Source organism: Chryseobacterium caseinilyticum (genome assembly GCF_014837145.1).
GTDB lineage: Bacteria > Bacteroidota > Bacteroidia > Flavobacteriales > Weeksellaceae > Chryseobacterium > Chryseobacterium caseinilyticum.
The window spans coordinates 1,130,224-1,142,423 of sequence record NZ_JACYFS010000001.1 but is presented as its reverse complement, the minus strand read 5'-3'; the positions used below and the strand labels follow the sequence as shown (position 1 = coordinate 1,142,423).

Here is a 12,200-nt window from a genome sequence, read left to right as displayed (position 1 = left end):
TTAATCTTCAAATCCACAAAGCGTTTTCCCTAAAGTCTGCGCTTTTTTGAGACTCACCTTAATAATCTCATGTTTGCAGTTGGATAATCCACGGCAGCTCTTGTCATAATGGTATTTCTTTCCGCCAGGACTGTCGCAAAGGTAAACATCAGATTTTTTAATTGTTGAACCAGTAAGATTTAAGATTACTGCAAAGGATACTAAAAGTATATTTTTCATATCATTAAAACATAAAAATTCCGACTAGGTGAGTCGGAATTTTTTTTTCATCATCTGTGTTTTTACACCTAAAAGATATATGTGTTATTGTGTTTTCAGATTCCCATGGTAATCGTCGCTTGCAAAGGTATGAAGGCTTTTTGAAAATATTTTACGTGATGACGTAGTTTGGATATTTTTCTTAAAGTTATTGTAGTTTTCTTTAGGAAAATATAATCATTCCATATTGAAGACTTTAAGATTTGTACAAATTTTGGTAACCTTTTTACTGAATTCCTTTGGTAAATCCGATGAAAGTACTTTCTGTAATGGCTTTTCCCAGGGATGTAAATTTCCATTTTTCATCTTCGCGGTAAAGCTTGGCAAGAATCAGAATGCCTTCGTTTTTTTTACAGCAGTTTTGTGTGGGTATGGTATATTCGGAGATCAGCTGGTCGGGAGAAGTGGAACCGAATGACATCATTTTTAATAATTCTACAGATGAAAAATCAGGAGATTTTATTTTCCTGTGATCAAAACACAGATAAAAAAATACGTGATCAATTTCACTGTCGACTTTTTGCAGATCTACTGTCGTCATTTGTTTGTAAAGACTGTCTACAATAGACCCGTGGTCAAAGTGGCGAAATGCCTTATCCTTGGAGATGCTTTTTCCCAAAGGAAAACTGTTTTTGATAAGCCAGCTGTTAAACTTTGATGAACAGACCAAATCTATCATTTGATTTTGTTTGTCAAACATTACACAGGTAAGGCCTAGATCAATTTGATCCGTTTCTCTCTTTGTTTTAAAGCCTAAAAAATTCCGTCCAAACATACTAATAGATGCCCAGTCTACTGCGATTGAAAATTGTTTCAACGGAGTTTCAAAATGCTGAGACAGATCAACGGTCTCATTTTTAAGTAAAAGTGGAGTCATAGAGTTGTGGTTATCAGGGTTATCAAATCAATTTATACACTCTTTCAATCTGATAATGGTGTTTGTTTTTTTTAAATATTTATATTAATACTAAGTAATTTTGGTTTTTCAAAAATAAGTAAAAATAAATCTATAAATCTTAATTGTAAGTTAAATATTTACATTATTACTGTTTATAATCATTTGATAATTGAATTATGTTCGTGCTGCAAATTAATTAAATTAAGTGAAAGATTTTTACGTGATACCATATTTTGAGTTTTTTTTGAAATTTCTTTATAAAATATAGAATCAAGTGGGAAGTTTTAGAAAATAATTGATGTTTTAGTTGATATCATTTATGGTTTAGGACAAAAAATGCTTACCATTTAAGATAAACATTATTATAAAACATTGAAGCGTGCTTTAAATTTATTTGTTAGTCAAAGTGACGTACATCAACCTCCCACCTTCCTCATCAGAAAGCATGATTTTCTTACCGTCAGTAAGCTCTACCATTGTGTTCACGGGAATTATTTTATCTTCAGTGATATCCTTCATTGCCTGAAGACTTTGGTTTACAAGCACCCATTTATTTTGGTAAAAAGTAAAATATCCAACCGGTTTTTTATCAATTGCAGTCAGACTTTCGTTTCTCATCACTTTTTTCGACACATGCCATTTGAATAGATATTGGTTATGATACACCATTAATCTGTGATTTTCAGGTTTCCAGACATTATCTTTAAATTTATAGTACAGATCAACGACGGGCAAAGTTCCTTTGTGAGGTGTTCCGCAGAAAGGGCATTTTGGTTTGGAAGTATTGTCGAAAACGTACCATTTTTCATCACAGTTCGGGTTGCTGCACGGCTGAATTAAATCAACTGTTTTCAGCAGAGCCGTTTCCCACTCATTGGCAATCGGTCGGAGTATAGGATTGTGCAGACCGTCAATAAAGGCTTTTTTAAACAATTCACTCAGGTACGGACCGGTTACAGTGTAGGGAATTTTGGATGGATCACCCCAAAACTTATTCCAGACTTTCAGATGATCTGCTTTCACCCGGTTGGTAGGATCTGTGGGATGTTCCACAAACAAGGCTTTTTCACCCATTGACAAAACTTCGTCTTTTTCAGATTCCAAATCCCAGATTTTTCCGCCACGAAGGGGATGTCTTCTCAGCAAATACATGTAAATAAGAATGGCTAAAGCATGTAAATCTGTTTTTTGGTTAGGCAGAATTCTGCCGGGATCCTGTAATTTTAGATGTTTTGTTTTTAAAACTTCAGGAGCGATAAAATCGGCAGTACCAATCACTTCAGGAGGAAATAAACCTGGCACAACCAAGCCGTCGATGTCTATAATTGCAGCAGATTTTGTCACCGGATCTACCAGAACATTGTTGTAGGATAAATCAGAATGAGCCAAACCCATCTGATGCATTTTTTTCACACCCCTGGAAATATTAATGGCAATCTGAAAATAACTGAGCCAATCCCCAAGTTCGGTTTTGTCTAAGGATAAAGGATATTGACTGTCTCGGAAAGATGGTGTGGTAAACCATTTCCCAACTTTTTCGCCACCTTTTATCAGTTCGTTAGATTTATATCCTTTTTTAAAGAAAAACTTAGCATTGTAAATGGGGACAATCACGCCGGTTTTGCCGTTGAGCTCTACCGCATCGTAAGGCCACCTGAAAATTTCATCTAAAAAATACTCTGCACTGTTGCCTTTCTTTATATTTTCGAGGTAAAGAGAAACGATTCTTTTGATTCTGTCTTTCTGATTAAAGTCCAGAGGATCTCTGAAAAATGCCACCACATACTTTCTGTCTGGTGAAAAATAAACATCTTTTACGCCGCCTTTTTTCGGATTTCCATCGTCAACATATTCATATGTTTTTGAGGAATCTATAATTGATTTTACCTTTACTACACTCATATTCTTAATAAATTACGGCTAAAGTCCTGTCGTCGTGATTGCCTTTACTCCAAAAATCCATCCAGGCTGACAGCTGGTTTTCAATATCCGAATCATCCACGAAATCAACTTGTGTCTGGTCTTCATTTTCGCCATTTAAATCTCTTAAAAAGTTCTTCCACGTCTCCAGATTTTCCAGTTTACTTTCAACTACAAATTTTGGATCGTAAATACCGTCTGTCATCAGAAATAATTTAGAAAAATCATTAAAACAGTTGATTTTAAATCGTTCAACCATATCAGGTTTGCTGAAAATATCGGGCATTGTAATAAATCGCGTTGCACCGCTGCTTTCTCCGACATCCAGAAAATTCAGAAGTTTTACACTGGAATTTTCCTTGTCCAAAACATTGATAGGGCAGTCACCAACTCCAAAACTTAAAATAACATATCCAAAATTGAACTTTTTCACCAAAGTGAAAATCAAAGTGGTATGAAAATCTTTTATCAATGCACCCTCTTCAGTTGCCAGTTGGGAAAGCCCACTGTGAAGGTTTTTTACATTGTGATAAAGAGAATTGATGATAAGACTTTTGCTTTTTATTTTCTCATCGCTTGACGAATTTGAAGTTGATGAATTCTCAGAATCATTTGGATCTTCGATAATTATGTCAGATTCCTGAACCAGATTTTTTTCTTTTTCTTTAGAAAAATAAACAGCAACAGCATCTGATAATTTATTTAAAAGAGATTCATCGTCAAAACTTTTAACAATAAATTCTGTTGCAAACTGAGATCCTGCACGCGCAAATCTTGCCGAGCCTGCGCCGTCTGCCACAGCAACAACCGCCCAATCACCGGGTAAATTTTTAACCAAAAAATCATCATCTCTGAAAGTCCCCTCGTGTGCATGTGATCTTCCTCTTTTAGAAGCCACCACAATTTTTTTGTCTAAAAATGTAGATTTGAAAGTCGCTTGATCTTCTTTCGCAAATCTGCTGTCTTTAGGGCTGGGCTTGTTAAGCCATAAATCCTTTGGATCGGCGTTTACAATAAAGGGAATTATTTTAATATCTTCCTGTAAATTTTCATCATTTTTATTAAAGAAAACAATTTCAATTTGAATTGTATTTGCCTGTGTCGGAATACCGTGAATACAGCTTTTTTCTGTATCAAACTGCAAACCTACAGTTTCAATATTTTTAATTTCTTTAATAAAAATAGAAGGATATTTTGAAAGGTCAAATGTGAAATTGTATTCCTTTTTTACATTTGCATTCGGAATTGTAATATAGCTTTCCCTAAATTCTTCTCTGTCTCTGTGCATCGTGAAAATTTGTAATATTTGTGACTTCAGGTTTTTGATTGATTTTGATAATTCATAAATTTTTGCGTTATCGGTAAGCTTTTCAACAGTGCTGTTCACTATTTTATTGCTTTCAATCTGATTCTCCTTTAGGACTTCCTGCAGTAAACTCTTCATTTTAACCTAAAGTTCTGTTGATATCAAATCCTCCTTCTGCAGCACCGTACTGACCGGCGTTTCCGCACCATGGGCATTTTGCAACACCGTCACCTTCGATGCAGTGAATACCTCCACAAACACAGGTTGCCAGTGCAAAACTGTTTCCACAAGACGGGCAACTCGGATTTCCATAGATTTCCTCACTTGAAATTTTGTTGGTGTTGGAACCTCCTTCCGAGTATTCTCTGTAAGAATTTTCATCAATTTTGTAAGCACCTTCAATTTTATAAAAACGAGTATCAAAGCCTGGAACGCGTGATTCCTGAAGTGATTTTTTAAATTTTAATAAATAAATTCTGTCATTTGTGGAACATTTTCCATTCAAAACAACAAAATTATTGTCGGGTACAGAATAGTTTTTACTTAAATCTATCTTCTCAATAATCTCAGGATTGGATTTGCTTAAATTAATTCCATCCGAATTATTGTTGTTGATATTTTCACTCGTTGCTCTGATTGACGCAGTCACCCATTTGAAAAATTCTTTATAGGAATTGCTGTCTGTATTGTTAAACATCAAAACCTGTTCAGATAATTTTCCTAACAGATTTACATTCGTATTATCGCCAATCGAAACGATAATTAAATTTGATTTCGTGCGGTAATCGGTATTCCATTTTTCAATCGCTCTTGAAGTATCATCAGTTGGAATTCCGTCGGTGAATAAGAATATGACAGGTTTCCAGTCTCCTTTTCGTTCGTAAGTGGTTTTTACAACGTCTCTGTCGATGGAATTCATCAGTTCTTCCAGCCCTTTTGAAAGAGAAGTTCCGCTTCCGATAGGTATTTTCGGAGGATAAAATGTGATGACGTCCTGCAAAGGTGTGATGACCTTGCTTTTCCCTGCAAAACCAATAATCGAAACCCAAACGGTTTCCAGTGCGTAAGGATCTGTTTTTAATTCTTTGATGATGGATGCAATTCCTTCCTGAACTTGCTCAATAGGTTCTCCCACCATCGATTCTGATACATCGATCAGGAAATAAATTGGTAATCTTCTCATAATTTGGTCTTTAAACTATAATATTCAATTCACTTGGTGGTGGTGGCAAAGTCATGCTTTCTCCGGTTCCCTGCGTTTTGCTTCCCATTTCAATCGATGAACTTACCCATTGGAAAAAGTTGGTTAGCGTGCTGGAATCTGTGGTATCCAGCTTCACAACGTTATCTGTAAGTTCCTGAAGAAAGCTAACTTCTGCTTTTGGGCCTGCTGCACAGCCTACAATGACTCCAAAATCAAGACTTTTGATCAACGGCGTCATCTCTTTATATTTCTGCAAATCTGAAGGTTTACCATCTGTAAAAATAAAAAGCAGAGGTTTCCAGTCGCCCTTTCGGTCAGCTGATCCTTTTATAACTTCTTTTTTCACCAGGTGATATACCATTTCCAAAGCCTGTCCAGTGTGGGTAGGCCCGCTTTCCGGACAGGTAATTTCTACAGGATGAAAACTTGCCAGATCAACAAGCGGAATCAGATTGGTTACCTCGCGATCATACGTAATCACGCTGATGTGCAAAGAATCCATAGCCTGCGGATCTGACCTGAGCATGCTCACCAAACCATTGAAACCGTTGTTTAAAGCAGCGATGGGCTCACCCCGCATCGATCCGGAAGTGTCTAATAAAAAATAGGCTAATAATCGTCTGTTCATAATTATGCAACAATTACCAACTCAGACGGTGGAGGAGGAAGCTGATCTAATCCTGTAACTTCTTTTCCGGATTCTTCCACTTTGGTAGAAGTTGTAGAAATAGAATCTGTCACCCACTGGAAAAATTTGCTGATACTTGCAGAATCCGCATTGTCCAGTCTGATGACAGACTCGGTAATTTGTTTCACAATTTTATCATCCGCACCGCTTCCTACTGCGCAACCTACGATTAAACCTTTGTTTACAGCTTTTAATTTAGAAAATCCACTCTGCCAATCATCTGTTGGGATGCCGTCGGTCATGATGAAAGTCATCGGTTTCCAGTCACCTTTTTGTTCGAGGGTGGTTTTGGTAATTTCAGTGCTTAATTTATCGGCTAAAAGTCCTAAAGCTGCACCCAGTGAAGTGGTACCGGAAGCTTTGATGTCCACCATTTGGAATGAAGCCAAATCGGTAAGAGGTACAATTTGCTTGGCCTCGCTGTCAAATGTAATGATGCTGACATAGGCAGTTTCAATAGCCTGAGGGTTCTGACGAAGTGAATGCAGCATCATCTGAACTCCATTTTTTACAGCTTCAATCGGTTCCCCGGTCATTGAACCTGAAGTGTCTAATAATAAATAAACGGGTAATCTTCTCATTATAAATTATTTGTAGGCGTATTTTGCTAATATATCTACGAAATTATCGGTTTGTCCAGGCTCACCAAGAGCTCGGAATTTCCAGTCGCCGTTATGTCTGTACGCTTCAGCGAAAACCATGGAACACATTCCGTTCATTGAGGCATCACCAGAAAGACTGTATTTTGTAATTTCCTTTCCACGGGCATCAACAGCTCTGATGAAGGCATTATCTACCATTCCAAAGTGCTGGTTGTTCTGTCTTCCCTGATAAATGGTGACTACAAATAATATTTTCTGATATTTCTGATCCAGTTTATCCAGCTGTACAATGATCTGTTCGTCATCTCCGTCTCCTGCACCGGTTCTGTTATCACCTGTCAACCAAATGTTTCCGCTTGGATGTCTCATGGAGTTGAAATAAATAACGTCGCCTCCATACAAAGCTACATTTCTGCCGCCAACAGCTGCTGTTCTCCCGAGGTCAGCCACTTTTCCGTTACTGTCGAGAAGAAAAGCTACAGCATCCAGATCATATTCTTCTTCTTTTCCGCCAAATATTTTTCCGAAAAAGCCACTTTGTTTCTGACGGACGTCCCATCCCAAACCAATGGTAACCTGTGATAAATCGTAAACACTTTCTCCACGGTCATTTTTTCTTAAATCGATGGTTTGACCTTTTTGTAAATTGATTGCCATATTTATTATTTGATAATTTGTCCGCTGTAATATTTTGAAAGGAAAAACGCTAAATCTTCACGATAACCGATTCCAGATGCCTCAAATTTCCACTGATCGTTTCTTTTGTAAAGTCTTCCGAATTCTACCGCAGTTTCAATAGAGAAATCTTCTCCCAACTCATATTTTGCCACTTCCTGACCGTTGCTGTCATCTACGATTCTGATGTATGAATTTCTTACCTGTCCGTAATTCTGTTTGCGGTCGATGGCATCATGAATGGTTACAACGATCAGAATTTCATTGATTCTGGGGTCTACTTTAGATAAATCAACTTCGATGCTTTCATCGTCTCCATCGGCACTGTTTCCACCGGTTGGGTCGTCGCCTGTATGTCTCAGAGCACCGTCTGGAGAATCTGTATTTCCATAAAAAATAAAAAACGGTTCGCTCGGGATCTGTCTTCTCTCATCAATCATAAAAGCTGAAGCATCCAGATCGAAATCATGAGCTGTTCCTTCACTCGGATCCCATCCTAAACCGATTGTCATTTTGCTGAGTCCAATGTCAATTTTCTGACCTTTCTGTAAATTAATCATATTTATCTGTAAGTATTAAGTATCATTTTAAATTTAATTTCATCAGATATTTTTGAGAATTAAATATTTATAAATATAATTTTTTTTATCAAATGAGAGGGAAAAATGCGAAAGAATTATTTAATTATTCCTGAAATTAATATTTCGATAAACTTACTTTAATAAAGTCGAAATTTTTCGTTCAGCAAATCACACAAATTCCTCAAAAAAATTATATTTACAGAAAATATAAACGATGGAAAATTATTTAGACATCAACAAAAACTCGTGGAACGCAAGGGTAGAGCCACACTTAGAATCAGATTTTTATTTCGTAGATGAGTTTTTAAAAGGAAGAAATTCTCTTAATTCAATTGAATTGGATTTGCTGGGAGATGTAATAGGGAAAAGTATTCTGCATTTGCAGTGTCATTTTGGGCAGGATTCTATTTCGCTATCCAGAATGGGTGCACAAGTTACCGGAATTGATTTATCGGATAAAGCCATTGATGCCGCGAGAGAATTAGCTGGAAAATGCGGAACTGATACAAAGTTTATCTGTACCGACGTTTACAATTTACCCAATGTTTTAAATGAAAAATTCGACATCGTTTTTACTAGTTACGGAACCATTGGCTGGCTGCCGGATTTAAATAAATGGGCAAATGTAGTCAGTCATTTTTTGAAACCGGACGGAGATTTTGTTATGGCAGAATTTCATCCTATAGTCTGGATGTACGATGATGATTTTGAAGGTGTAGCCTACAATTATTTTAATGAAAAACCGATTGTTGAAACTTCGGAGGGAACATACGCCGATCAGTCCGCCAACATCGTTCAGGATTATGTTTCATGGAATCATCCTTTGTCTGATGTGCTACAAGATTTGATGGATAAAGATTTAATCCTGGAAAATTTCAGGGAATTTGACTGGTCGCCGTACGCGTGTTTCAGACACGTGGAAGAATTTGAAAAAGGGAAGTGGCGGATCACAAAGTTTGGGAATAAAATTCCGTTAGTCTATGCCATAAAAGCAAAGAAAAGGTAAGCTGTTAAAAACTTACCTTTTCTCCCGTATATATGAATGTTAACTAATTACTAGTTTTGAGTTACTTTCTGCTCAACTGTTGACTTTGCTTCGTCAAATTTACCCTGAGCCTGCGATGCAACATCGTTTGCTTTTTCTTTAAGATCATTTGCTTTATCCTTCAGATCATTTCCCCATTTGTTGATATTATCTTTGGCGTTGTTGATCTTATCTTTTACTGCCTGTTTTTCTTCAGGTGTTGCTTTATTGTATCTCCAATATGCCAATGCACCTAAACCTACCAATGCCAATAATCCTTTTGTCTTATTTCCCATAATTTCTATTTTTTAATTTGTAATTAATTGATATGATGAAATATGTAAAATCTATGCCAAAGAATTTTTAAGACAATTAAAGTTTTGTTAAAATTTTTCTATGATTTTATTATGTTGAAGCGCATCGGATTGCCGGCAGCTGTATTTCCCGCAGATTTGCACAGATTTTAAAACGCAGATCTTTTATACTCTTTGTCTTAAATTATTAAAAATTGCAGACAATCAAAAAAAAGTTATGGTACATACTATTCAAAAACCTCAAAACTTTCTCCGTCAAAACTCGCAAAAACCATTTTAGGATAAGAATCCTGATGAAAAATATTTCCGTCTCTATCAATTGCAATGGCTCCGGCAAAACCGTCAATTGTTTTCAGTTCAGTAAAGGTTTTGTTGAAAGCTTCCTGCAATGTCATCCCGTCTGTAACTCTAGTCACAATCTTCGCGGATGTGGCATTGCTTACAATATCCTCGCCCACTCCGGTACAGCTGACAGCGCAAAATTCATTGGCATAATTTCCGGCAACAGTGGCAGAATCTGAAATTCTTCCCGGGATTTCAAAGCCTTTTCCTCCGGTTGAAGTGGCCACAGCGAGTTTTCCATTTTTGTCTATGGCAACGCAGCCTACAGTTCCTTTTCCTCCGTTTGCAAGTTTAGCCTCGTATTCCCTTATTCTTTGTGGAATTTCAGTCGAAAAATCTTCAAATCCATGTTCATTGGCATAGTTTTTCGCACCACTTCCGCCTAAAACTCTGTCGTCTTCTTTCATCAGTTCTTTCGCAACGAAAATCGGGTTTTTCACATCCTGAATATTGATGACACCGCTCATTTTCTGAGTTTCGCCATCCATCAGGGCAGCACTCATTCTGATGATTCCGTCACTCTGAATTTGAGAGCCAATTCCGGCGTTAAAAAGTTCGTCATCTTCGAGAAGAGAAACTGCGTAAGCCACAGTGTCCACCGCCGAATTTGTAAGTAAATATTGATAAGCCTTTTCAGCAATGCTTTTTAAGGAATTCTGTTTTGCAGCTTTTACTTCGTTACTTTGGTCGCTTTCAGAGAAAAAACCTCCGTGAATGATGATTTTCATAATTTTTTATTTGTATTCGTGATGTTTTTATTTTAATCTTCTTCAACATTTCCATTCTCTGAAACCCAAAAGTGTCTTATTTCTAAACTTTTTAAGTAAGGCGTTAAATTTCCAATTGCTTTTTTAATTCCAATATCATTAGGATGTGCTATTGCAAAAGTAGAAGTGGGATTTTTAAATTTGTCATCTAAAATTTTAACAATAGCTTTTCCAAAATGAGTTTTGATTTGTCCACTGTCAAAAAAGTCTCTCCTTTTTGTTGGTGAATTTTCTCCTGCGCGCGCACCTTTTACCTCAATAAATAGTTTTTCATTTTCTTTACAAGCAATGATATCACAGCCTCTATTTTGACCTAAACAATGACTTTCTATTTCCCAATTATTTTCTATTAAGAAATTCATTAACAAAATTATTGTTTCGTCTTCTGTAAGTTTCATTAAAGATATTATTAGAAGTTTTGCAAAAGATATTTATTAAATAGTAATAATTTGGCTTAAACTTAATTAAGCTTTTGTACGGTTATAATCTGAAAATTTCATTGATAAAATTGTCTGTGAAAATTACTAAAGTAAAAATCATTCGTCTATGATCAATTATCAATTATAACTTACGTTTGCGGAATAGGATTAAACTGAGAATTCTCAATCGTCATTTCCTTTGTGGTAAGATTATAATGATCATTCATCGACATTACGTGAACCGTCAGATTTTCGATTGAAATAGGTTCGCCAAGGTTGATGTTGGTTAGATTGGTGTCTTTTATAAATCTTCCGTCTACCAAAATAACAAGTCCGGATCCCACAGCTGTCATCACGTCGTTGTGAATAAAAAGTCCAGTATCTTCACCCAAACCGATCCCCAAAGTTCTCGGATTGTTCACTACGGCCTGAAAAAGCCGCCCGATCCTGCCTCTCTGAACAAAATGAGTGTCAACAATTACGTTGTCGATTAACCCTAAGCCTTGAGTTGTTTTAATTTCACCTTTCAGCAAAGCTTCAGAACTGCTTCCCTGATAAATCATGTTTTCAGAAGCCGCCGCAGCACCTGCTGAAGTTCCGGAATAGATAAAATCCTGCTCCTGATATTTCAGTAAAATAGTATCATGAAATCTTGTTCCGCCAAGAATAGAAGTCAGTCTCAGCTGATCTCCACCTGTAAACATTACCACGTCGGCGGCGTTTGCTCTGGCTACCAATGCATCCGAATTTGCTTCTTCACGGTTATGAATGTCTAAAATATTTACATTTTTTGCACCAAGATATTCGAAGGCTTTTTTGTATTCTGCACCTACGATTTTTGGAATCTGTGAAGCGGTCGTAATGACTTCGATCACAGAGTTTTCCTTGTGTTTGGATTCTGTAATGATTTTTCTTAAAATTCCTCTTTCAAAAAAATTAAGGTTTTTTTCAACATTCTGGTCGTACTCCGTTTCTGCGAAACTGCCTTTATTTACAGCTCCTCCGATAATAATTAGTTTTCCCACAGGTTTCATAGTTTGCAAAATTAAAAAAATTTGGTGGGTTAATAAAATGTAAACCTACATTTAACGAATTGATTTCCATTGGAGATTGCTCACCGATTTTAAAAAGACATTAAGAAATATTTAATTTGATTTTGCATTCTTTTAATGTTTTGCATTATCTTTGAGTGTAAAACGAAA

At 36.4% G+C, this 12,200-nt stretch carries 14 protein-coding genes; 1 reads left to right on the top strand and 13 read right to left on the bottom strand.

Annotated features, from left to right (window positions below):
• From IC610_RS05505 to IC610_RS05465, 9 genes are all read right to left on the bottom strand, one after another.
• Positions 1-219: a hypothetical protein gene (locus tag IC610_RS05505; RefSeq protein ID WP_194698886.1), complete on the bottom strand. Its 219-nt coding sequence runs from the start codon at positions 217-219 to the stop codon at positions 1-3.
• A 265-nt stretch (positions 220-484) separates the two neighbouring features.
• Positions 485-1,135, bottom strand: a complete 651-nt coding sequence (locus IC610_RS05500; RefSeq protein WP_191735574.1) for a TerD family protein — start codon at positions 1,133-1,135, stop codon at positions 485-487.
• Between the two features lie 411 nt (positions 1,136-1,546).
• Positions 1,547-3,058: a helix-hairpin-helix domain-containing protein gene (locus tag IC610_RS05495; RefSeq protein ID WP_191735573.1), complete on the bottom strand. Its 1,512-nt coding sequence runs from the start codon at positions 3,056-3,058 to the stop codon at positions 1,547-1,549.
• Positions 3,059-3,062: 4 nt separating this feature from the next.
• Complete coding sequence (locus IC610_RS05490) at positions 3,063-4,520, bottom strand: PP2C family serine/threonine-protein phosphatase (RefSeq protein ID WP_191735572.1); 1,458 nt, start codon at positions 4,518-4,520, stop codon at positions 3,063-3,065.
• Between the two features lies 1 nt (position 4,521).
• Positions 4,522-5,565: a TerY-C metal binding domain-containing protein gene (locus tag IC610_RS05485; RefSeq protein WP_191735571.1), complete on the bottom strand. Its 1,044-nt coding sequence runs from the start codon at positions 5,563-5,565 to the stop codon at positions 4,522-4,524.
• A gap of 10 nt (positions 5,566-5,575) precedes the next feature.
• Positions 5,576-6,214 carry a vWA domain-containing protein gene (locus IC610_RS05480; RefSeq protein ID WP_056080691.1) on the bottom strand — a complete coding sequence of 213 codons (639 nt, stop codon included), beginning with the start codon at positions 6,212-6,214 and terminating at the stop codon, positions 5,576-5,578.
• 2 nt (positions 6,215-6,216) lie between these two features.
• Complete coding sequence (locus IC610_RS05475; RefSeq protein ID WP_191735570.1) at positions 6,217-6,855, bottom strand: vWA domain-containing protein; 639 nt, start codon at positions 6,853-6,855, stop codon at positions 6,217-6,219.
• A gap of 6 nt (positions 6,856-6,861) precedes the next feature.
• On the bottom strand, positions 6,862-7,533 hold the full coding sequence (locus IC610_RS05470; RefSeq protein ID WP_056080685.1) for a TerD family protein: 672 nt from the start codon (positions 7,531-7,533) through the stop codon (positions 6,862-6,864).
• A gap of 5 nt (positions 7,534-7,538) precedes the next feature.
• Positions 7,539-8,111, bottom strand: coding sequence for a TerD family protein (locus IC610_RS05465; RefSeq protein WP_056080682.1), 573 nt, complete (start codon positions 8,109-8,111; stop codon positions 7,539-7,541).
• Positions 8,112-8,346: 235 nt separating this feature from the next.
• Here IC610_RS05465 and IC610_RS05460 point away from each other — a divergent pair, with 235 nt between their 5' ends.
• A complete protein-coding gene (locus tag IC610_RS05460) occupies positions 8,347-9,138 on the top strand; it encodes a class I SAM-dependent methyltransferase (protein ID WP_191735569.1) in 792 nt (263 codons plus the stop codon).
• A 50-nt stretch (positions 9,139-9,188) separates the two neighbouring features.
• Here IC610_RS05460 and IC610_RS05455 read toward each other — a convergent pair whose 3' ends face one another.
• The 4 genes from IC610_RS05455 to IC610_RS05440 form a co-directional block, all read right to left on the bottom strand.
• Complete coding sequence (locus IC610_RS05455; RefSeq protein WP_056080674.1) at positions 9,189-9,452, bottom strand: YtxH domain-containing protein; 264 nt, start codon at positions 9,450-9,452, stop codon at positions 9,189-9,191.
• 245 nt (positions 9,453-9,697) lie between these two features.
• The gene (locus tag IC610_RS05450) at positions 9,698-10,540 is read right to left on the bottom strand and encodes an isoaspartyl peptidase/L-asparaginase (RefSeq protein ID WP_191735568.1); all 843 of its coding nucleotides are present in this window, start codon (positions 10,538-10,540) and stop codon (positions 9,698-9,700) included.
• Between the two features lie 32 nt (positions 10,541-10,572).
• Entirely contained in the window at positions 10,573-10,977 is a 405-nt protein-coding gene (locus IC610_RS05445; protein WP_194698885.1) for a PDDEXK family nuclease, read from the bottom strand.
• 170 nt (positions 10,978-11,147) lie between these two features.
• Positions 11,148-12,032, bottom strand: coding sequence for a cyanophycinase (locus IC610_RS05440; protein WP_056080671.1), 885 nt, complete (start codon positions 12,030-12,032; stop codon positions 11,148-11,150).
• Positions 12,033-12,200 lie beyond the last annotated feature (168 nt).

Coding starts and splice junctions, on each gene's coding strand:
- IC610_RS05480 (WP_056080691.1), bottom strand. CDS start 6,214: ATGAACAGACGATTATTAGCCTATTTTTTATTAGACACTTCCGGATCG.
- IC610_RS05445 (WP_194698885.1), bottom strand. CDS start 10,977: ATGAAACTTACAGAAGACGAAACAATAATTTTGTTAATGAATTTCTTA.
- IC610_RS05470 (WP_056080685.1), bottom strand. CDS start 7,533: ATGGCAATCAATTTACAAAAAGGTCAAACCATCGATTTAAGAAAAAAT.
- IC610_RS05505 (WP_194698886.1), bottom strand. CDS start 219: ATGAAAAATATACTTTTAGTATCCTTTGCAGTAATCTTAAATCTTACT.
- IC610_RS05500 (WP_191735574.1), bottom strand. CDS start 1,135: ATGACTCCACTTTTACTTAAAAATGAGACCGTTGATCTGTCTCAGCAT.
- IC610_RS05490 (WP_191735572.1), bottom strand. CDS start 4,520: ATGAAGAGTTTACTGCAGGAAGTCCTAAAGGAGAATCAGATTGAAAGC.
- IC610_RS05455 (WP_056080674.1), bottom strand. CDS start 9,452: ATGGGAAATAAGACAAAAGGATTATTGGCATTGGTAGGTTTAGGTGCA.
- IC610_RS05460 (WP_191735569.1), top strand. CDS start 8,347: ATGGAAAATTATTTAGACATCAACAAAAACTCGTGGAACGCAAGGGTA.
- IC610_RS05495 (WP_191735573.1), bottom strand. CDS start 3,058: ATGAGTGTAGTAAAGGTAAAATCAATTATAGATTCCTCAAAAACATAT.
- IC610_RS05440 (WP_056080671.1), bottom strand. CDS start 12,032: ATGAAACCTGTGGGAAAACTAATTATTATCGGAGGAGCTGTAAATAAA.
- IC610_RS05465 (WP_056080682.1), bottom strand. CDS start 8,111: ATGATTAATTTACAGAAAGGTCAGAAAATTGACATTGGACTCAGCAAA.
- IC610_RS05450 (WP_191735568.1), bottom strand. CDS start 10,540: ATGAAAATCATCATTCACGGAGGTTTTTTCTCTGAAAGCGACCAAAGT.
- IC610_RS05475 (WP_191735570.1), bottom strand. CDS start 6,855: ATGAGAAGATTACCCGTTTATTTATTATTAGACACTTCAGGTTCAATG.
- IC610_RS05485 (WP_191735571.1), bottom strand. CDS start 5,565: ATGAGAAGATTACCAATTTATTTCCTGATCGATGTATCAGAATCGATG.